The organism is Stenotrophomonas sp. YJH_SMC_20 (assembly GCF_059367845.1).
This window is the reverse complement of the sequence record NZ_JCAFRG010000002.1, coordinates 14,816-34,457: the sequence shown is the minus strand read 5'-3', so window position 1 is coordinate 34,457 and position 19,642 is coordinate 14,816. Positions and strand designations below refer to the sequence as shown.

Genomic DNA, 19,642 nt, shown 5'->3' with positions numbered 1-19,642 from the left:
GGACATGAACAAGCTCACGGTCCTGCTGGTCGATGACCACGAGGGCTTCATCAACGCGGCGATGCGCCATTTCCGCAAGATCGACTGGCTGCAGATCGTCGGCAGCGCCGGCAACGGCCTGGAAGCGATCGAGCGCTCGGAAACGCTGCGCCCGCAGGTGGTGCTGATGGATCTGGCCATGCCGGAAATGGGGGGGCTGCAGGCCACCCGCCTGATCAAGTCGCAGGACGATGCGCCGTACATCGTGATCGCCAGCCACTTCGACGACGCCGAGCACCGCGAACACGCGCTGCGCGCCGGCGCCGACAACTTTGTCAGCAAGCTGTCCTACATCCAGGAAGTCATGCCGATCCTGGAAGGCCTCAGGGAGGAACAGTCGTGAGCGAATCGCGCATCCTGGTGCTGGACAACGACGCCGTGCGCGCGGAGCGCACCGTTGCCCTGCTGGAATTCATGGACTTCAACCCGCGCTGGGTGTCCGACGCAGCCGACTTCGACCTGGGCCGACAGCGCCAGAACGACTGGATGGCGGTGATCGTCGGCAGCCTGGACGACAGCCCCGCCAGCACCGCGCTGTATCACTGGCTGGGCGGCAGCAGCCTGCCGCCGCCGGTACTGCTGGCCGACGGTGATGCCGCTGCGTTCGCGCAGCAGCATGGCCTGCACGAAGCCAACATCTGGCCGCTGGAAACCCCGCTGCGCCATGCGCAGATGGAAGCGCTGCTGCGCCGCGCCAGCCTCAAGCGCCTGGATGCCGAGCACCAGGCCGGTGCCGCGCAGGAGCAGGGACCGACCGGCAACGGCCCGGCGGTCACCGCGCTGCGCACCATGATCGAACAGGTGGCCGCGTTCGACACCACCGTGCTGGTGCTGGGCGAATCCGGCACCGGCAAGGAAGTGGTGTCGCGCGCGATCCACCAGCGTTCGCCGCGCCGTGATGGCCCGTTCGTGGCGATCAATTGCGGCGCCATTCCGCCTGACCTGCTGGAAAGCGAGCTGTTCGGCCACGAAAAGGGTGCCTTCACTGGCGCACTGACCGCGCGCAAGGGCCGTTTCGAAATGGCCGAAGGCGGCACCCTGCTGCTCGACGAGATCGGCGACATGAGCCTGCCGATGCAGGTGAAGCTGCTGCGCGTGCTGCAGGAACGCAGCTTCGAGCGCGTCGGTGGCAACCAGACCATCCGCTGCAACGTGCGCGTGGTGGCCGCGACCCACCGCGACCTGGAGACCCGCATCGCCGAGGGCAAGTTCCGCGAGGATCTGTTCTACCGCCTCAACGTGTTCCCGATCGAAGTGCCCGCGTTGCGCGAGCGCCGTGAGGACCTGCCGGCGCTGGTGGAAACCATCGCCGCGCAGCTGGCCCGCACCGGCCGTGGCGAAGTGCGCTTCACTCCCGAAGCGCTGCAGGCGCTGTCCAGCTACGAATGGCCGGGCAACGTGCGCGAGCTGACCAACCTGGTCGAGCGCCTGGCGGTGCTGCATCCGGGCGGTTCAGTACGCGTGCAGGACCTGCCGGCCCGCTACCGTGGCGATGCCGCACTGGCAGCGGTGGCTGCACCGGCACCGGCAGCTACGGTTGCCAACGAAGAACGCCTGGACCTGCGCAGCTTCTCGTTCCACACCCCCGGCAGCGGCAACCAGCCGGCGCTGGAGCACGGCATCGCCGTCAATCGCCCGGCGGCACCGGCCGCCCTGCCCGACGAAGGCATGGACCTGCGCAACCACATGGCCAACATCGAACTGGGCCTGATCAACGAAGCACTGGAACGCACCCAGGGCGTGGTTGCCCACGCCGCCCAGCTGCTCGGCCTGCGCCGCACCACCCTGGTGGAAAAGCTGCGCAAGTACGGCATCGAACGCGAGCAGGCCGAACTGGCCGGCTGAAGCGCGCTGTCAGCATGAAGGGGGCACGAACGCCTGGGCTTGCCCAGGCGTTGGTGTTTTTGGCGCCGCTGCACGACGTCAGTAGATCCACGCCATGTGTGGATAGGGACCGTGGACGCGCGCTGACAACGCCGCGCATTTGCACAAGTTCCTACAGACAACGTTGCCGCGTTCCGGAGGATGGAGTGAGACCTTCCAACGAGGCTCCACCATGCATCGCCTCACCCTGCTCGCCGCCCTGCTCTGCCCCGGCATTGCCGCCGCCACCGGCTGCACCCTGCCCAATCCAGATGACTGAAAGCCACCCAGCCGGTCCCGCCCACTACACCCTCCTGCTGACCTGCCAGACAGACCGCCAGGGCCCTTTCATCTACACCCAGCACGACGGCCCCATCGCCCCGCGCCAGCGCCAGATTTCCGGCCGATGGACCCTGCAGCCCTAGGCCAGAAAACCGACGCCGGTTAAATGGCGCCACGACCGGAGTCAGAGCCGGTTGCGTTACAACGGGATCCGACCCCGTGCCGACCAACGGTCGGCACCCACCACCATCAGAAGCACCATCAGAAGCACCATCAGCAGCAGGTTCCAACAGATCGCGGCCAACTGTCGAAGGCGGGGTGGGTCCGGTTGCGGGGGCGTGAGCGCCATGGATGGCGCGACCGAGCCTACAGGGACGTATTCACGGCGTCCCCCGCAACCGGACCCACCCCGCCACCCCACGGATAGCCCGATTTTGACGTTGATGTTGACGTCGCGTCGGCGGGTGCAGGGCGCAGCCCTGCCACCAAACTCCCCCCACCCTCACTTCACTGAATCGAAAACCGGTTTCGGCACGGCACTTGCACTGGCTCCAGCAGACAACCCCATCCCTGTTTCTGGAACCGTTGCAGATGTCCCACTCCGTCACTTCGATCCTTTCGCAGATCCGCTCCTATCAGACCCAGATGGGACAGCCGGCGCTCAACCCGCTGGGCGAAACGCCGCGCAGCAACGCCCTGCCGGGCACGGTGCTGGACGCGCCGCAAGCCCAGCCGGCCAGCTTCACCGAAACCCTGCGTGGTGCGATTGCCGGCGTCAACGATGCGCAACAGAAGTCCGGCGCCCTCGCCAAGGCCTTCGAAATGGGCGACCCCAGCGCCGACCTGGCCAAGGTGATGGTCGCCTCGCAGCAGTCCCAGATCGCCTTCCGCGCCACCGTGGAAGTCCGCAACCGTCTCGTCCAGGCCTACCAGGACGTGATGAACATGCCGCTGTAAGGAACATTGACGCATGGCACTGACGCTCTCCAAGGACAGCCTGAACGCCGAGAAGGCCGGGCAATGGTTCGACCGCCTGCAGAGTCTGCAGATCACCCGTCGGCTGGGCCTGATGGCGATGATCGCGGTGGCGGTGGCGGCAGGCCTGTCCGTGTTCTTCTGGTCGCAGAAGCCGGGCATGGTCCCGCTGTACACCGGCCTGGACCAGAAGGCGACCGCTGAAGCGACCGACCTGCTGCGCGCCGCACAGATTCCGTTCGCACTCGACCCGGCCACGGGTGGCATCACCGTGCCGGAAAAGAACCTGCACGACGCGCGCCTGAAGCTGGCCGGCTCCGGCCTGACCGACAGCGGCAAGCTCGGCTTCGAGCTGATGGAGCGCGACCCGGGCTTCGGCGTCAGCCAGTTCGTGGAAAGCGCGCGCTACCAGCATGCGCTGGAAACCGAGCTGTCGCGCACCATCAACACGCTGCGCCCGGTGCGCGATTCGCGCGTGCACCTGGCCATTCCCAAGCCCAGCGCCTTCACCCGCCAGCGAGACGTGGCCAGCGCCTCGGTGACCCTGGAACTGCGTGGCGGCCAGCAGCTGGAACGCAGCCAGGTGGACGCCATCGTGCACATGGTCGCGGCCAGCATCCCGGATCTCGCCCCGGAACGGGTGACCGTGGTTGACCAGAGCGGGCGCATGCTCAGCGTCAGCGACCCGAACAGTGAGGCGGCGGTCAACGCTGCCCAGTTCGAACAGGTGCGCCGCCAGGAAACCTCGTTCAACCAGCGCATCCGCGAACTGCTGGAACCGATGACCGGCCCTGGCCGCGTCAACCCGGAAGTGAGCGTGGACATGGATTTCTCGGTGACCGAGGAGGCCCGCGAGCTCTACAACGGTGAGCCGCAGAAGCTGCGCAGCGAGCAGATGAGCGAGAACACCACCAGCACCCCGGGCCCGCAGGGTGTGCCGGGTGCCACCAGCAACAGCCCGCCGGGCCAGCAGGCTGCACCGGCCACCGCACAGACCCCGACCGAAAGCAGCAAGAACGCCACCCGCAACTACGAGCTGGACCGCACCCTGCAGCACACCCGCCAGCCGGCCGGCCGCATCAAGCGCGTGTCGGTGGCGGTACTGGTGGACAACGTGCCGCGCGCCGGTGCCAACGGCAAGGTCAGCCCGCAGCCGCTGTCGGCCGCGGAACTGACCCGCGTCGAGGCGCTGGTGAAGCAGGCCGTCGGCTTCAACGCCGAGCGTGGCGACACCGTGTCGGTGATGAATGCCCCGTTCGTGCGTGACACCACGCCGGTCGAAGGGCCGGCCTGGTGGGAACTGCCATGGGTGCACGATGCCGGCCGCATGCTGCTCGGCGCGGTGGTGGTGCTGGCGTTGTTGTTCGGCGTACTGCGCCCGGCGCTGCGCGCGATCACCGGCCAGAACAGGAAGGACGACCCGCAGGCACTGGAGCCGCACACCGCGGACGTGCAGCTGGTGGATGACGATGGCATGCCGCTGCCGGCGCTGGGCGCCGACCGGGCGAGCCTGGCCGGGCCGGAGGCCCTGGCCCTGCCGGTGGATTCATATGAGGAACGACTGCGGATGGCGCGTGAAGCCGTAAAGACCGACTCCAAGCGCGTGGCCCAGGTGGTCAAGGGATGGGTGGCCAATGACTGAGGCACAACTGACCGGCGTACAGCGCGCGGCCGTGCTGCTGCTGTCCCTGGGTGAGCTGGACGCGGCCGAAGTGCTGCGCCACATGGAACCCAAGGAAGTGCAGAAGATCGGCATCGCCATGGCCACCATGACCGACATCACCCGCGAGCAGGTGGAACGGGTAATGGACCAGTTCGGCCAGGAGCTGGGCTCGAAGACCTCGCTGGGCGTGGGTTCGGACGACTACATCCGCAACATGCTGGTGCAGGCGCTGGGCAGCGAGAAGGCCGGCAACCTGATCGACCGCATCCTGCTGGGCCGCAACACCACCGGCCTGGACGCGCTGAAATGGATGGACCCGCGTGCGGTGGCCGACCTGGTGCGCAACGAGCACCCGCAGATCATCGCCATCGTGATGGCGCACCTTGAAACCGACCAGGCCGCCGACGCGCTGAAGCTGCTGCCGGACCGTACCCGCGTGGACGTGCTGCTGCGCATCGCCACCCTCGACGGCATTCCGCCGAACGCGCTCAATGAACTCAACGAGATCATGGAGCGCCAGTTCGCCGGCAACCAGAACCTGAAATCGTCCAACATCGGCGGCGTGCAGTGCGCGGCCAACATCCTGAACTTCATGGACAGCGGCCAGGACCAGGCGATCCTGGGCGAAATCGCCCGCATCGATGCGCCGTTGAGCAACCGCATCCAGGACCTGATGTTCGTGTTCGACGATCTGGTCGACCTGGATGACCGCGAGATGCAGCTGGTGCTGCGCGAAGTGAGCGGCGAGCGCCTGGGCCTGGCCCTGCGCGGTGCCGACATCAAGGTGCGCGACAAGATCACCCGCAACATGTCGCAGCGCGCGGCCGAAATCCTGCTGGAAGACATGGAGGCCCGTGGCCCGGTGCGCCTGTCCGACGTGGAAGGCGCGCAGCGCGAGATCCTGGCCATCGTCAAGCGCATGGCCGATGAAGGCACCGTTACCATCGGCGGCAGCGCGGAGGCCATGCTGTGAGCAACGTCGTGCGCTGGCTTGCCCCGGACCTGCTGGCCCAGCCCGAACCGGTGCTGGAGCAGGAGGATGCATTCGAACTCACCGAGCCGGACCCGGAGCATGAACCCGAGCCACCGCTGCAGCTGCCGACGCTGGAGGAAATCCAGGCAATACAGGACAGCGCCGAGAAGGAAGGCTTCCAGCACGGCCATGCCGAAGGCTACGGCCAGGGGCAGGCCGAAGTGCGCCGCCTCGCCGCGCAGATCGAAGGGATCCTCGACAACTTCAGCCGGCCGCTGGTGCGGCTGGAAAACGAAGTGGTCGGCGCGCTCGGCGAGCTGGCCGTACGCATCGCCGGTGCGCTGGTCGGCCGTGCCTACGAAGCTGAGCCGGCACTGCTGGCACAGCTGGTCGGTGAGGCGATCGACGCGGTGGGTGGCAGCACCCGCGAGGTCGAAGTGCGGCTGCACCCGGACGACATCGCCGCGCTCGCCCCGCTGTTGAGCCTGCCGCCACAGCAACGCCTGGTGCCGGATACCAGTCTCAGCCGCGGCGATCTTCGCGTGCACGCCGAAGCGGTGCGCATCGACGGCACCCTGGAAGCGCGCCTGCGCGGCGCGCTGGACGCGGTGATCCGCCAGACCGGAGCCAATACATGAATCCCGATCCGCAGCCGACGCCGCCACCGGCCGACTGGGCCATGGCCCGCAACCTGCGCCTGGCCCGTCGGCTCGACGGCCTGCGCGTGGATACCTCCCATGGCCGTGGCCTGATCCGCGAAGGCGTGCTGCGCCGCGCGGTCGGACTGACCCTGGAAGCGGTCGGCTGCGAAGCGCCGCTGGGTGCCAGCTGCAAGGTGGAAGTGGTCGATGGTGGCTGGGTCGATGCCGAAGTGGTCGGCTTCGCCGGCGAGCGCACGTACCTGATGCCGAGCGCGGAACTGCACGGCCTGCTGCCCAATGCGCGGGTGGTGCCGTCCGCACGCCGCGGCGGCGTTGAAGTGGGCGAAGGCCTGCTCGGCCGCGTCATCGACAGCGACGGCGTGCCGCTGGACGGCAAGGGCCCGATCCGCGCCGAGGGCCATGTCGGCATGGCCGGCGTGTCGATCAATCCGCTGGCGCGTGAACCGATCACCCAGCCGCTGGACGTGGGCGTGCGCGCGATCAACGCGCTGCTGCCGATCGGCCGCGGCCAGCGTGTCGGCCTGTTCGCCGGCTCCGGCGTCGGCAAGTCGACGCTGCTGGGCATGATGACCCGCTATACCGCCGCCGACGTGATCGTGGTCGGCCTGATCGGTGAACGTGGACGCGAAGTCCGCGATTTCGTCGAGACCACGCTGGGCGAGGAAGGCCTGCGCCGCGCCGTGGTGGTGGCCAGTCCCGCCGACCGGCCGCCGCTGGCGCGCCTGCACGGTGCCTACCGCGCTACCGCCATCGCCGAATGGTTCCGCGACCAGGGACTGAACGTGCTGCTGCTGATGGACTCGCTGACCCGCTTCGCTCAGGCGCAGCGAGAAATCGGCCTGTCGGTCGGCGAGCCGCCGACCACCCGCGGCTACCCGCCGTCGGTGTTCGCCAAGCTGCCGGCACTGGTCGAACGCGCCGGCAACGGCGCCAAGGGACGTGGCTCGATCACCGCGTTCTACACGGTGCTGACCGAAGGCGATGATCCGCAGGATCCGATTGCCGATGCAGCGCGCGCGATCCTCGACGGCCACATCCTGCTGTCGCGGCGCGTGGCCGACAGTGGCCTCTACCCGGCCATCGACGTCGAATCGTCGGTCAGCCGCGTGGTCACGGAAATCGCCGACGAACCGTGGCGCCTGCGCATCCGCAAACTGAAACGACTGGTCTCGGCGTATTCGGCCAACCGTGACCTGATCGCCATCGGCGCTTACCAGCGCGGCAACGACGCGGCCACCGACGAAGCCCTGGAACGCTGGCCGGAAATCATGGAGTTCCTCGGCCAGGACGTTGCCAAGGCCGCAGATCTCCCGCACAGCCAGGCGGCACTGCAGCGCCTGGTGGAACAAGAGAGTTAAGCCATGAACCAGTCCAAGCGCATCGATCCCCTGCTCAAGCGGGCCCAGGAACACGAGGACGCGGTCGCCCGCGACCTGGCCGAACGCCAGCGCGTGCTCGACACCCATCTATCGCGACTGGACGAACTGCGCCGTTATGCCGAGGAGTACGCCAACGCGCAGATGGCGGCGACCAGCCCGGCGCAGCTGCTCAACCGGCGTGCATTTCTCGACCGCCTCGACAGTGCGGTCGAGCAGCAGCAGGCCACGGTCAACGGCAACCGCGAGAAGGTGGAGGCCGAGCGCGCCCGCCTGATCCTGGCCAGCCGTGACAAGGCCGTGCTGGAACAGCTGGCGGCCAGCTACCGGGCGCAGGAGAAAGTGGTCACCGACCGCCGCGACCAGCGCGAGATGGACGACATCGGTGCGCGCCGTGCGCGTCTGGTGCAGGCCGAAGACCAGGATGGCACCGAGCAGGGAGGCCGCCCGTGATGCCCGCCCCGCTCGCCAGCAGCGCCAACGCGCAGGCACAGACTGCCGGCGGCGCTGCAGCGCGCGCGCCACGCAGCGAGGCCAGCAAGGATTTCAGCCAACTGTTGCAGGGCGGCGCGCCGGACGCGTCCGCCGGCGCCGCCACGTCACCGCCCACCTTGGCACCGAAGCCGCAGACGAGCGCCGATGGAAATGGCCAGGCGCCGGAGGAACGCAGCATGGATGCGGCGGCGACGGGAAACGAGACGTCGCCCTTGCCGCCGCAAACTCCGCCTGCGGGTGATCGGGCGACGGACAAGGACACGCCGGTGGCCACCGAGGACGCGCCGTGGCCGCCGCTGGGCCTGGCCGGCCTGGTCCTGGCGATGCCGGCCCCCTCCGATCCTGCCGCCACTGCTCCTGCTGCAACGGGTGCGGGCACGGCGCTGCCGGCCACTGCCGGACCGGGACTGCCTGCCCCGACGCCGACCCCGGCGCCGGGCGCAGCCGTCGCATCCATAACTGACAGCACGCCGCCGGCCGCCAGCGCCGGCGATGCCACGACCCTGCCACTACCGGAGACGGTCCTGCCGGGCAGCAAGCATGGCGACCGCGACAGCAACGACGTGACCGCGATCGGCGACCGTAGCGCTGCCCCATTCCTGCACGCCCCGGCCCCGGCGGCCCTGCAGGACCTCAAGGCTGCGCTCGCCACCGGCACTGCGGTCTTCAACGGCGAACCGACGCCCAGGCCCGTGTTCGGCGACGATGGTTTCGACCAGGCCATTGGCGCGCGCCTGGGCTGGCTGGCCGACCAGAAGATCGGCCACGCCCACATCCGCCTGAGCCCGGACGACATGGGCCCGGTGGATGTGCGCCTGCAGTTGAACGGCGACAAGGTGCACGCCAGTTTCAGCAGCCCGCATGTGGACGTGCGCCAGGCACTGGAAAGCAGCCTGCCGCGCCTGCGCGAACTGCTGGGCGAACAGGGCTTCCAGCTGGCCCACGCCGATGTCGGCCAGCAGGCCCCTGGGGGTGACGGCAATGCGTCGGGGCGGCCCGGTGGCGGCGGTCTGCCCGGCGACGGAGAACCGACGCCGGGCGATGGCAGCGTGTCGTCGGCGCAGCTGATCCGCCAGCGCGGATTGCTGGACGCTTACGCCTGACAGGCGTGCCAACCAAGGTTGGCAGCCACCAGAGCGATGCGGCTGGCATCCCGACGGAATTCCGTCGCACCCCTCTACCCCGGCTCCGGCACACCCCTTGCATATCCCGGTGAAGCAACCCTCAGGAGCTTCACCCCGTGGCCGCAGCCGCTGACAAAACCAAGAAGACCGCCGAGAAGGACAAGGCCGCCAAGCCGCGCAGTCCGATCCTGATCACCGCACTGGTGGCCGTGCTGGCCGCCGCTGCCGCCGGTGGCGGCGTATGGTTCTTCACCCAGTCCAAGCACGAAGACAAGACTGCGCAGGCGCCGAAGAAGAGCGCCACCCCGGCCCCCGCGCAGTACTTCGCGCTGGACCCGGCGTTCGTGGTCAATCTCAACGGCCCGGTCGATGGTCCGCGCTACCTGCAGCTGGAAGTGCAGCTGATGACCCGTGACCCGGCTGCGCTGGAAGCGATCAAGACCCATGCACCCGCCATCCGCGCACGCCTGCTGATGCTGTTCTCGCAGGTCAGCCCGGACCAGATCGCCGATGTCGCCGGCAAGCAGAAGCTGCAGGCTGCGTCGCTGGCCGAAGTGCAGAAAGTGCTCAAGGCCGAGACCGGCAGCAATGGTGCCGACGACCTGCTGTTCACCAGCTTCGTGACCCAGTAAGGGCCCACCGATGAATGATCTGTTGTCCCAGGACGAGATCGATGCCCTGCTCCACGGCGTGGACACTGGCGCGGTCGAAACCGATCCGGAACCGCCGTCAGGCGAAGCGCGCTCGTACGACTTCGCCAGCCAGGACCGCATCATCCGCGGTCGCATGCCGACCCTGGAAATGGTCCACGAGCGTTTCGCGCGCCTGTGGCGGATCGGCCTGTTCAACCTGATCCGCCGCTCGGCCGAGCTGTCGGTGCGCGGCATCGAACTGATCAAGTTCAACGACTACATGCACTCGCTGTATGTACCGACCAACCTGAACCTGATCCGCTTCAAGCCGCTGCGCGGCACCGGCCTGATCGTGTTCGAGCCGACCCTGGTGTTCGCCATCGTCGACAACTTCTTCGGTGGCGACGGGCGCTACCCGACCCGCATCGAAGGCCGCGAGTTCACCGCCACTGAAATGCGGGTGATCCACCTGCTGCTGAAGCAGACCTTCGCCGACCTGCGCGAGGCCTGGGCGCCGGTGATGGACGTGGACTTCGAGTACATCAACTCGGAGATCAACCCGCACTTCGCCAACATCGTGACGCCACGCGAATACGTGGTGGTGTGCCGCCTGCACGTCGAACTCGATGGCGGCGGTGGCGACATCCACGTCACCCTGCCGTATTCGATGCTGGAGCCGATCCGCGAGCTGCTCGACGCCGGCATCCAGAGCGACCGCAACGATCGCGACGAAAGCTGGGGCCAGACCCTGCGTGAGCAGCTCAACATCGCCGAAGTCACTCTGTCCAGCGTACTGGCCAGCAAGCGCATGACCCTGCGCGACCTGACCCAGCTGAAGGTCGGCGACATCCTGCCGATCGAACTCAGCCCGCAGGTGCCGTTGTGCGTGGAGAACATCCCGGTGTTCACCGGCGAGTTCGGCATCGCCAACGGCATGAACGCCGTGAAGATCACCGCTACCCATCCGCCGGGCACCCGCCCGCGCGTACCCGTCATCCAGGAAGACCCGCAATGAACGATATCGACGCCCTCGAACCCACCCCGGCCCAGTTCAGCAGCCTGCAGGCCGATGAGGCGAACGGCCCGGACCTGAACCTGGACGTGATCCTGGACGTACCGGTGACCCTGTCGCTGGAAGTCGGTCGCGCGCGCCTGCCGATCCGCAACCTGCTGCAGCTCAACCAGGGCTCGGTGGTGGAACTGGAACGGGGTGCCGGCGAGTCGCTGGACGTGTTCGTCAACGGTACCCTGATCGCCCACGGCGAGGTTGTGGTGATCAACGACCGCTTCGGCGTGCGCCTGACCGACGTGGTCAGCCCGAGCGAGCGGATCCGGAGACTGCGTTGAGCCTGCTGGCCTCCACCCTGCTGGCGGTCGGCAAGACCGCCGCGCCCATCGGGCCCCAGGTCGGCCAGCATGCGGCCGCCGCACCCAGCCTGTTCGGCGCGGTGCTGGCGCTGCTGGCAGTGCTCGCGCTGGTCATCGGCCTCGGCTGGCTGCTCAAGCGCATGCCCGGCAGTGGCTTCCGCCCGGCCGAAGGCATGAAGCTGGTGGCCAGCCTGAGCGTGGGCGCCAAGGAGCGCGTGGTGGTGGTCGAGGTCAACGGCCAGCAACTGCTGCTGGGCGTCACCGCCGGTGGCATCAACACCCTGCATACCCTGCCCGAACCGTTGCCGCCCCCGGCGCCGGTGCGCGTGCCGGACTTCAAGAACCTGCCGAATTTCGCCCAGTTGCTGCAGCAGCGGCTGCGCAAGGACCCCTGACATGCGCGTCACCCGTACCCGTCTTGCCACCCTGATGCCGTGGCTGCTGTTGCTTGCCCTGTGCCTGTTGCCGGCACTGGCGTTCGCCGCGCCCGGCGCCCCGAACACGCCGCTGCCGGACATCAACGTGGGCAAGATCGGCGGTGCACCGGTCAGCCTGCCGCTGCAGACCTTGCTGCTGATGACGGCGATCACCCTGATCCCGTCGATGCTGCTGGTGCTGACCTCGTTCACCCGCATCATCATCGTGCTGGGCCTGCTGCGCCAGGCGCTGGGTACCGGGCAGACCCCGTCCAACCAGGTGCTGCTGGGCCTGGCCCTCTTCCTCACCGCGATGGTAATGATGCCGACCTGGGACAAGGCCTGGAGCGCCGGCATGGCGCCGTACCTCAATGGCGAGATCGACTTCCAGACCGCCTGGACGCTGACCACCACGCCGTTGCGCGCCTTCATGCTGGCGCAGATCCGCGAGACCGACCTGATGACCTTCGCCGGCATCGCCGGGCACGGCACCTACGCCAGCCCCGATGCGATCCCGTTCCCGGTACTGGTCGCATCGTTCGTCACCAGCGAGCTGAAAACCGCTTTCGAGATCGGCTTCCTGATCTTCATCCCGTTCGTGATCATCGACCTGGTCGTTGCCAGCGTGCTGATGTCGATGGGCATGATGATGCTGTCGCCGATGCTGGTGTCGGCACCGTTCAAGATCCTGCTGTTCGTGCTGGTCGATGGCTGGGTGCTGACCGTGGGTACGTTGGCAGCCAGCTTCAATCCGGCTTGATATCCCGCGCAAAGCGCAGTCGAGCATGGCTCGACTCTACAAGAGCAGATGGACCCCCGAATGTCTCCAGAACTTGCCCTGACTGAACTGCGTGGCGGCCTGATCACCGTGTTGTGGGTGGCTGGCCCGCTGCTGCTCACCGTGCTGGTGGTGGGCGTGGTGGTGGGCGTGGTGCAGGCCGCGACCCAGCTCAACGAACCGACCATCGCCTTCGTCGCCAAGGCGGCGGCACTGACCGCGGTGCTGTTCGCGCTGGGCAGCCTGCTGATCGGCCACCTGGTTGAATTCACCACGCTGCTGTTCCAGCGAATTCCGCACCTGATCGGCTAGGACACGCGCTTCGATGGACGCCGCCACCCAGATGGCTGCCGACGGCCTTCAGGCCTTCGGCATGATCGGTACCGTACTGTGGACCATGCTGCGCATCGGCGCTGTGGCCATGGCCATGCCGATGGTCGGGACCCGCGCCGTCCCGTCACGGGTGCGCGTGGTGCTGGCTGGCACCCTGGCCATCGCACTGGCCCCGCTGCTGCCCCCGGTGCCGGACTGGACCGGCTTCGACGCCGCCACGGTGCTGACCATCGCGCGCGAGCTGGCCATCGGCGTCTCCATCGGCTTCCTGCTGCGGCTGGTGTTCGAAGCCGGTGCGATGGCGGGCGAACTGATCGCGCAGGGCACCGGCCTGGCCTTCGCTCAGATGAGCGACCCGCTGCGCGGTGGTACCTCCGGCGTGATCGGACAGTGGTTCTATCTGCTGTTCGGGCTGCTGTTCTTCACCGCCAACGGCCACTTGGCGCTGATCTCGCTGCTGGTGGACAGCTATCGCGCACTGCCGATCGGCGCTCCGCTGCCGGACCCGCACGCGTTCTTCAGCATCGCCCCGACTTTCCTGCTGACCGTGCTACGCGGCGCGCTGACCCTGGCGATCCCGCTGACGGTGGCGATGCTGGCAGTGAATCTGGCGTTCGGCGTGCTGGCCCGGGCCGCTCCGGCGCTGAATCCGATCCAGCTGGGCCTGCCGGTCTCGTTGCTGCTGGGTCTGTTCCTGCTGGCGCTGCTGGCCGGGGAAATGGGCCCGCCGGTACAGCGCCTGTTCGATGCCGCCTTCCAGGCTGCGGACGCGGTCACACACTGACCTGATCATCACGTTTTACTGCTTGCCATGCCTTTGTTTCTATAGAGCCGAGCCCATGCTCGGCTGTCTTCGGCAGGAGCGGCAGCCGAGCATGGGCTCGGCTCTACGGGGCGCAATTTCACGTTTTACTGCTTGCCCTTCCCCCGGGTCTGCGCGTTAGAGTGAATGCGCGGCAACCGGGGGGATGCCGCACGTGGCCGCCGCCCTGCGTCGGCCTGCCTCATGCATGCCCCACCGTGGTTTCCGTCGACAGGCAGGTCCGGGAGACTGACGAATGCTGGTAGGCACGTACAACCCGTGGCTGGTCGCAATCTCGCTGCTGGTAGCCGTGATGGCTTCCTACACTGCACTGGCAATGGCCGGGCGCACGATTACCGCGCCCGGCAAGGCCGCGGCCTGGTGGTGGCGCCTCGGTGGTGGCTTCGCCATGGGCCTGGGCATCTGGTCGATGCACTTCATCGGCATGCTCGCCTTCGATCTGCCCATTCCGCTCGGCTACGACCTGCCGATCACCCTGCTCTCGCTGGCCTTGGCGATCGCTTCGTCGGTATTCGCACTGTGGCTGGTCTCGCTGCGTACTCTGCCGCATCCACGGCTGGCCGGCGGTGCCCTGCTGATGGGCACCGGCATCGCCGGCATGCACTACGTCGGCATGGCCGCAATGCGCATGCAGCCAGGCATCGACTACGACCCGGGCTGGCTGCTGCTATCACTGATGGTGGCGGTCGCCGCCTCGTGGACAGCCCTGTATGTTGCGTTCCGCCTGCGTGGGCAGCGCACCCGTATCGGCGACCGCTTGGCCGCGGCGGGGCTGCTCGGCCTGGCGATCGTCGGCATGCACTACACCGGCATGGCCGCCGCTCGCTTTCCGGAGGGCAGCATCTGCGGCGCAGCCGTCGGCGACGGCTTGCACAGCGAATGGCTGGCCATGCTGGTGGTGGTGCTGTCCGTGGCGATCCTCGCGGTGGTGCTGGTGGTGTCCTGGCTGGACCAGCGGGTGGAGGCGCAGCTGCTGCGACTGCGCAACTCCATGCTGAGCACCTCGTTGACCGATGCGCAGCAGGAACTGACCCAGGCCGCACTGCATGATCCGCTCACCCGCCTGCCCAACCGCCTGCTGCTGCAGCGTCGCATCGTGCAGTCACTGGCCGAGGCCGAGCAGGGCGGCAGCCGTTTCGCCGTGATGTTCATGGACCTGGACGGCTTCAAGCAGGTCAACGATGCCTACGGCCACCAGGCCGGCGATGCACTGCTGGTGGCGGTGGCCGAGCGCACCCGCCAGCTGCTGCGGCCCAACGATATGCTGGCACGACTGGGCGGTGACGAGTTCGTGCTGGTGGTACGCATCGAACACGACGAGGACCTGCCCACCCTCGCCCGGCGCATCCTGCAGGCGGTGGGCAGCGGCCCGTTGCTGCCGGACAACGAACTGCAGGTAACCGCCAGCATCGGCGTGGCAATCTGCCCCGACCACGCTGCCAGCGAACGACAGCTGATGGCGTTTGCCGATGCGGCGATGTACCAGGCCAAGGAATCCGGACGCAACGCCTTCGTGCTGTTCGCCGACTGGATGAATGACAGCGCCGAACAACAGTTCCGGCTGCTGGCCGACCTGCGCCGGGCCATTGGCAGCGAGCAGCTGTTCCTGCACTACCAGCCCAAGATCCGCGTGGCCACGCAGAAGGTGGCCGGTGCCGAAGCGTTGATCCGCTGGCACCATCCGGAGCATGGCCTGATTCCGCCCGATCGGTTCATCCGCCTGGCCGAGCGCAGCGGCGCGATCAACGAGATCGGGCGCTGGGCGCTGGACCAGGCCTGCCTGCAACTGCGGCGCTGGCACGATGCCGGTCACGAAGGCTGGTCGATGTCGGTGAACCTGTCGCCGGTGCAGTTCAGTTCGCCGCACCTGCTGCAGGATGTGCGCGCGATGATCGAACGCCACAACATCGCTCCGCGCCACCTGGTGCTGGAAATCACCGAAAGCACGGTGATGCGCGATACCGACACCAGCCTGCGCCTGCTGCAGGCGCTGTCGGCGCTGGGCGTAGGCATATCCATCGATGACTTCGGCACTGGCTATTCCAGCCTGCTGTACCTGAAGCGGCTGCCGGCCACCGAGATCAAGATCGACCATGCGTTCGTGCGCGACCTGGAACACAGTGCAGAGGACGTGGTGATCGTCTCGGCGATCGTGGCGCTGGGCCATGCGCTGGACATGGACATCGTCGCCGAAGGCGTGGAAACCACGGCCCAGCGCGCCTACCTGGAGCGCCTGGGCTGCGACTACCTGCAGGGCTACCTGCTCGGTCGCCCGGTCGACGCGGCGCGCTTCATGCAGCTGCACGACCTGCCGCGGCCGCGGGTAGAGCTGGCGCAGAGCCCACCGTCCAGCGACAACTCTCCCCTGTAGAGCCGAGCCTGCGCTCGGCTGCTCTTCGCGCCCGATCCAAACATAGCCGAGCATGGGCTCGGCTCTACAAATGGATCCGCGCCGCGCGTGGATAGGCAACACCCCATCACGGAACAGTTCTTGCACGCACCCCGGCAACCCCTGCCGCAGTGCCCGTGATGTCCGAGAACGAATCCGCCGGCGAAAAGACCGAACAACCGACCGAAAAACGCCTGCGCGACGCCCGCGAACAGGGCAACCTGCCGCGCTCGCGTGAGCTCGGCACGGCCGCCGTGTTCGGCGCCGGCGTGCTGGCGGTGATGGCCATGAGTGGCTCGATCGGACGCGGCGCCAGCGCCTGGATGAAGCAGGCGCTGAGCCCGGAACAGAGCCTGCGGCAGAACCCGAAGGAACTGTTCGGCCACTTCGGCGACCTGCTGCTGCAGTTCATGCTGGTGATCGCGCCGCTGGTGCTGGTCTGCCTGCTGGCCAGCTTCGTCGCCCCGCTGGTGATGGGCGGACTGCGCTGGTCGCAGAAGGCGTTGCTACCCGACATCAACCGCATGAACCCGATGAGCGGGTTCAAGCGCCTGTATGGCCCGGAGGCCATTGCCGAATTCACCAAATCGTTGCTGCGCGTGGCCTTCGTCGGCGTCGCCGCCGGGCTGGTGGTCTGGACCGGCTTTGACACCCTGCGCGGCCTGATCCACCACCCGCTGGAGACGGCCATCACCGACGGCCTCGGCTTCACCCTGCGCCTGCTGCTGGCCACCGCCGGCGCGATGCTGGTGCTGGCCGCCATCGACGCGCCATACCAGCGCTGGAACTGGATGCGCAAGCTGAAGATGACCCGGGAAGAGCTGCGCCGGGAAATGAAGGAAAGCGAGGGCAGCCCCGAGGTGAAGGGCCGCATCCGCCAGCTGCAGCAGCAGATGGCCAACCGCCGGATGATGGAAGCGGTACCCACCGCCGACGTGGTGGTGGTCAACCCCACCCACTACGCGGTGGCCCTGAAGTATGAGGGCGGCGCCATGAACGCCCCCACCGTGGTCGCCCTGGGCGTGGACGAGACCGCCCTGCGCATCCGTGAAGTGGCCGACGGCAACAAGGTCGCGATCGTCTCTGCCCCACCTTTGGCACGCGCCTTGTATCGGGAGGGCCAACTCGGAAAGGAAATCCCCGTGAGACTGTATTCGGCCGTCGCCCAGGTCCTGTCCTACGTCTACCAGCTGCGCGCGTGGCGCACTGGCCCGATGCCGGACGCCCCGCACATCCAGGTGGATGAATTCGGCAAGGGAGGCCGCCCGTGAGCGCCCAGCCCTCCACCGGCTTCAACACCCGCCGCGCCCTGGAAATGATCCGCCAGGGTCTTGGCGCGCCGCTGATCGTGCTGGCCCTGCTGGCCATGGTCGTGGTGCCGCTGGCCGCGCCGGTGCTCGATGCGCTGTTCACCTTCAACATTGCCATCTCGCTGATGGTGCTGCTGGCGGTGGTCTACGTGAAGCGCCCGCTGGACTTCACCATCTTCCCGATCGTGCTGCTGATCACCACCATGCTGCGGCTGGCGCTGAACGTGGCCTCCACCCGCGTGATCCTGCTCAACGGCCAGAACGGCCACGATGCCGCGGGCAAGGTCATCGCCGCCTTCGGCGAATTCGTGATCGGCGGCAACTACGCGGTGGGCATCGTGGTGTTCGCGATCCTCACCATCATCAACTTCGTGGTGATCACCAAGGGCGCCGGCCGGGTCTCGGAAGTGACCGCGCGCTTCATCCTCGACGCGATGCCCGGCAAGCAGATGGCGATCGACGCCGACCTCAACGCCGGTTTGCTGACGCGTGAAGAAGCCAAGCTGCGCCGCGAAGAAGTCCGCGAGGAAGCCGACTTCTACGGTGCGATGGACGGTGCTAGCAAGTTCATCCGCGGCGACGCCATCGCCGGCATCCTGATCCTGTTCATCAACATGCTCGGCGGCCTGGCCGTGGGTGTGCTGCAGCATGGCATGCCCTTCGGTGAAGCCGCTGCCACCTACACCCTGTTGTCGATCGGTGACGGCCTGGTGGCCCAGCTGCCGGCGCTGCTGGTCTCCAGTGCGGTGGCGATGCTGGTCACCCGCGCCTCGCGCTCGCAGGACATGGCCCAGGCCATGACCGGCCAGGTGTTTGGCCAATACCGGGCGCTGGCGATCACCGCCGGCATCATCGGCCTGGTGGGCCTGGTGCCGGGCATGCCCAACGTCGCTTTCCTGACGCTGGCGTCGATCCTCGGCTTCATTGCCTGGAAGCTGTACCGCAAGACCCAGGCCCCGGCCGCCGATGCCGCCGCAACGGGCAAGGACCCGGCGGCGCTCAGCGCCCTCGGCCGCCCGGCCGCGCCGGCGCCCACCGCCGAACTGAGCTGGGACGAACTGCGCCCGGTCGATCCGCTGGGCCTGGAGGTCGGCTACCGGCTGATTCCGCTGGTGGACAGCAACCAGGGCGGCGAACTGATGGCGCGCATCAAGGGCGTGCGCCGCAAGCTGACCCAGGATGTCGGCTTCCTGATTCCATCGGTACACATCCGCGACAACCTGGAACTGCCCGCCAACGGCTACCGCGTGCTGGTGCACGGCGTGCCGGTGGCCACCGCCGAGATCCACCCCGACCGCGAGCTCGCGCTGGACCCGGGCAGCGCGCTTGGCACGCTGGAAGGCATCGCCGGCAAGGACCCCGCGTTCGGCCTAGATGCCACCTGGATCCAACCGCACCAGCGTGCTCAGGCCGAAACGCTGGGCTACACGGTGGTCGACCCGGCCACCGTGGTCGCCACCCACCTTTCGCACCTGATCCGCGAGCACGCACCTGAGTTGCTCGGCCATGAGGAAGTGCAACACCTGCTGGCCAACCTGGCCAAGAGCGCGCCCAAGCTCGTCGAAGATCTGACGCCGAAGGCGCTGCCGCTGTCGGCGGTGGTGCGCGTGCTGCAGAACCTGCTGGTCGAGCGCATTCCGATCCGCCAGCTGCGCAAGATCGCCGAGGCACTGGTCGAACATGCGCCCAGCAGCCAGGACCCGGCCGTGCTGACCGCCGCCGTGCGCACCGCCTTGGGCCGCTTCATCGTGCAGGAGATCGCCGGAATGTCGGCGGAGCTGCCGGTGTTCACCCTCAACCCGCAATTGGAACGTGTCTTGCAGGAGTCCACGCAGGGCAACGGCGCCGCGCTGGAACCCGGACTCGCTGAGCGACTGCACCAGAGCCTGGCCGAATGTGTCAGCAAGCAGGAAGCCCGCAACGAGCCCGCGGTCGTGCTGGTACCTGGCCCGGTGCGAGCCGCGCTGGCACGCCTGGTCCGCCACAGCGTTCCGTCGCTGTCGGTCCTGGCCTACAGCGAGGTGCCGGAGGACAAGCGCCTGAAGCTGGTCGGAACGATCAGCTGACGCCGCCCGCCGACGCGCCAGAAAACAGACACCACCTTCGAACCAACGCAACAGACAGATACCAAGGGGAACCCG

Annotated in this window: 19 protein-coding genes; all 19 read left to right on the top strand. The window is 67.7% G+C overall.

The features are described 5' to 3' along the window. Positions 1 to 4 precede the first annotated feature (4 nt). Positions 5 to 382 carry a response regulator gene (locus AC5P6A_RS03505; RefSeq protein WP_005409556.1) on the top strand — a complete coding sequence of 126 codons (378 nt, stop codon included), beginning with the start codon at positions 5 to 7 and terminating at the stop codon, positions 380 to 382. Beyond that, positions 379 to 1,884 carry a sigma-54 dependent transcriptional regulator gene (locus tag AC5P6A_RS03500; protein WP_088610805.1) on the top strand — a complete coding sequence of 502 codons (1,506 nt, stop codon included), beginning with the start codon at positions 379 to 381 and terminating at the stop codon, positions 1,882 to 1,884. Before AC5P6A_RS03505 ends, AC5P6A_RS03500 begins: the two co-directional genes overlap by 4 nt. A gap of 891 nt (positions 1,885 to 2,775) precedes the next feature. After that, the gene (fliE, locus tag AC5P6A_RS03495) at positions 2,776 to 3,141 is read left to right on the top strand and encodes a flagellar hook-basal body complex protein FliE (RefSeq protein WP_005409552.1); all 366 of its coding nucleotides are present in this window, start codon (positions 2,776 to 2,778) and stop codon (positions 3,139 to 3,141) included. 13 nt (positions 3,142 to 3,154) lie between these two features. Further along, the gene (fliF, locus tag AC5P6A_RS03490; RefSeq protein ID WP_171953131.1) at positions 3,155 to 4,801 is read left to right on the top strand and encodes a flagellar basal-body MS-ring/collar protein FliF; all 1,647 of its coding nucleotides are present in this window, start codon (positions 3,155 to 3,157) and stop codon (positions 4,799 to 4,801) included. Between the two features lie 7 nt (positions 4,802 to 4,808). Further along, positions 4,809 to 5,795 carry a flagellar motor switch protein FliG gene (gene fliG / locus AC5P6A_RS03485; protein WP_024958226.1) on the top strand — a complete coding sequence of 329 codons (987 nt, stop codon included), beginning with the start codon at positions 4,809 to 4,811 and terminating at the stop codon, positions 5,793 to 5,795. Then, positions 5,792 to 6,433, top strand: coding sequence for a FliH/SctL family protein (locus tag AC5P6A_RS03480; protein ID WP_134735855.1), 642 nt, complete (start codon positions 5,792 to 5,794; stop codon positions 6,431 to 6,433). The genes fliG and AC5P6A_RS03480 overlap by 4 nt, the downstream gene beginning before the upstream one ends. Further along, positions 6,430 to 7,815 carry a FliI/YscN family ATPase gene (locus AC5P6A_RS03475; RefSeq protein ID WP_088610806.1) on the top strand — a complete coding sequence of 462 codons (1,386 nt, stop codon included), beginning with the start codon at positions 6,430 to 6,432 and terminating at the stop codon, positions 7,813 to 7,815. Before AC5P6A_RS03480 ends, AC5P6A_RS03475 begins: the two co-directional genes overlap by 4 nt. A 3-nt stretch (positions 7,816 to 7,818) precedes the next feature. Beyond that, positions 7,819 to 8,286, top strand: a complete 468-nt coding sequence (gene fliJ, locus AC5P6A_RS03470) for a flagellar export protein FliJ (RefSeq protein ID WP_021203862.1) — start codon at positions 7,819 to 7,821, stop codon at positions 8,284 to 8,286. Then, positions 8,286 to 9,431: a flagellar hook-length control protein FliK gene (locus AC5P6A_RS03465; protein WP_227845130.1), complete on the top strand. Its 1,146-nt coding sequence runs from the start codon at positions 8,286 to 8,288 to the stop codon at positions 9,429 to 9,431. The genes fliJ and AC5P6A_RS03465 overlap by 1 nt, the downstream gene beginning before the upstream one ends. Positions 9,432 to 9,568: 137 nt before the next feature. Continuing rightward, positions 9,569 to 10,084 carry a flagellar basal body-associated FliL family protein gene (locus tag AC5P6A_RS03460; protein ID WP_019659602.1) on the top strand — a complete coding sequence of 172 codons (516 nt, stop codon included), beginning with the start codon at positions 9,569 to 9,571 and terminating at the stop codon, positions 10,082 to 10,084. 10 nt (positions 10,085 to 10,094) lie between these two features. Next, positions 10,095 to 11,099 carry a flagellar motor switch protein FliM gene (fliM, locus tag AC5P6A_RS03455; RefSeq protein WP_021203860.1) on the top strand — a complete coding sequence of 335 codons (1,005 nt, stop codon included), beginning with the start codon at positions 10,095 to 10,097 and terminating at the stop codon, positions 11,097 to 11,099. Then, positions 11,096 to 11,431 carry a flagellar motor switch protein FliN gene (gene fliN, locus AC5P6A_RS03450; protein ID WP_005409543.1) on the top strand — a complete coding sequence of 112 codons (336 nt, stop codon included), beginning with the start codon at positions 11,096 to 11,098 and terminating at the stop codon, positions 11,429 to 11,431. The genes fliM and fliN overlap by 4 nt, the downstream gene beginning before the upstream one ends. Next, positions 11,428 to 11,847: a flagellar biosynthetic protein FliO gene (fliO, locus tag AC5P6A_RS03445; protein WP_014037105.1), complete on the top strand. Its 420-nt coding sequence runs from the start codon at positions 11,428 to 11,430 to the stop codon at positions 11,845 to 11,847. The genes fliN and fliO overlap by 4 nt, the downstream gene beginning before the upstream one ends. Position 11,848: 1 nt before the next feature. After that, positions 11,849 to 12,628 (top strand): flagellar type III secretion system pore protein FliP, encoded by a 780-nt coding sequence (fliP, locus tag AC5P6A_RS03440; RefSeq protein ID WP_019659599.1) that lies wholly within the window; start codon positions 11,849 to 11,851, stop codon positions 12,626 to 12,628. A 60-nt stretch (positions 12,629 to 12,688) separates the two neighbouring features. Further along, on the top strand, positions 12,689 to 12,958 hold the full coding sequence (locus AC5P6A_RS03435) for a flagellar biosynthetic protein FliQ (protein ID WP_005413254.1): 270 nt from the start codon (positions 12,689 to 12,691) through the stop codon (positions 12,956 to 12,958). Between the two features lie 13 nt (positions 12,959 to 12,971). Continuing rightward, positions 12,972 to 13,763 carry a flagellar biosynthetic protein FliR gene (gene fliR / locus AC5P6A_RS03430; protein WP_049397365.1) on the top strand — a complete coding sequence of 264 codons (792 nt, stop codon included), beginning with the start codon at positions 12,972 to 12,974 and terminating at the stop codon, positions 13,761 to 13,763. Positions 13,764 to 14,037: 274 nt separating this feature from the next. Next, positions 14,038 to 16,173, top strand: a complete 2,136-nt coding sequence (locus AC5P6A_RS03425; RefSeq protein ID WP_227845106.1) for a putative bifunctional diguanylate cyclase/phosphodiesterase — start codon at positions 14,038 to 14,040, stop codon at positions 16,171 to 16,173. 158 nt (positions 16,174 to 16,331) lie between these two features. Further along, entirely contained in the window at positions 16,332 to 17,462 is a 1,131-nt protein-coding gene (gene flhB, locus AC5P6A_RS03420; protein WP_346474971.1) for a flagellar biosynthesis protein FlhB, read from the top strand. A 44-nt stretch (positions 17,463 to 17,506) separates the two neighbouring features. After that, positions 17,507 to 19,567, top strand: a complete 2,061-nt coding sequence (flhA, locus tag AC5P6A_RS03415; RefSeq protein ID WP_180832666.1) for a flagellar biosynthesis protein FlhA — start codon at positions 17,507 to 17,509, stop codon at positions 19,565 to 19,567. The last annotated feature ends 75 nt before the right edge of the window (positions 19,568 to 19,642 follow it).

What these genes read in the sequence shown, in the direction of transcription:
- AC5P6A_RS03505 (WP_005409556.1), top strand. Translation starts at nt 5, where the DNA reads ATGAACAAGCTCACGGTCCTGCTGGTCGATGACCACGAGGGCTTCATC.
- fliE (WP_005409552.1), top strand. Translation starts at nt 2,776, where the DNA reads ATGTCCCACTCCGTCACTTCGATCCTTTCGCAGATCCGCTCCTATCAG.
- fliF (WP_171953131.1), top strand. Translation starts at nt 3,155, where the DNA reads ATGGCACTGACGCTCTCCAAGGACAGCCTGAACGCCGAGAAGGCCGGG.
- AC5P6A_RS03475 (WP_088610806.1), top strand. Translation starts at nt 6,430, where the DNA reads ATGAATCCCGATCCGCAGCCGACGCCGCCACCGGCCGACTGGGCCATG.
- fliJ (WP_021203862.1), top strand. Translation starts at nt 7,819, where the DNA reads ATGAACCAGTCCAAGCGCATCGATCCCCTGCTCAAGCGGGCCCAGGAA.
- AC5P6A_RS03465 (WP_227845130.1), top strand. Translation starts at nt 8,286, where the DNA reads ATGCCCGCCCCGCTCGCCAGCAGCGCCAACGCGCAGGCACAGACTGCC.
- fliM (WP_021203860.1), top strand. Translation starts at nt 10,095, where the DNA reads ATGAATGATCTGTTGTCCCAGGACGAGATCGATGCCCTGCTCCACGGC.
- fliN (WP_005409543.1), top strand. Translation starts at nt 11,096, where the DNA reads ATGAACGATATCGACGCCCTCGAACCCACCCCGGCCCAGTTCAGCAGC.
- fliP (WP_019659599.1), top strand. Translation starts at nt 11,849, where the DNA reads ATGCGCGTCACCCGTACCCGTCTTGCCACCCTGATGCCGTGGCTGCTG.
- AC5P6A_RS03435 (WP_005413254.1), top strand. Translation starts at nt 12,689, where the DNA reads ATGTCTCCAGAACTTGCCCTGACTGAACTGCGTGGCGGCCTGATCACC.
- fliR (WP_049397365.1), top strand. Translation starts at nt 12,972, where the DNA reads ATGGACGCCGCCACCCAGATGGCTGCCGACGGCCTTCAGGCCTTCGGC.
- AC5P6A_RS03425 (WP_227845106.1), top strand. Translation starts at nt 14,038, where the DNA reads ATGCTGGTAGGCACGTACAACCCGTGGCTGGTCGCAATCTCGCTGCTG.
- flhB (WP_346474971.1), top strand. Translation starts at nt 16,332, where the DNA reads ATGTCCGAGAACGAATCCGCCGGCGAAAAGACCGAACAACCGACCGAA.
- flhA (WP_180832666.1), top strand. Translation starts at nt 17,507, where the DNA reads ATGATCCGCCAGGGTCTTGGCGCGCCGCTGATCGTGCTGGCCCTGCTG.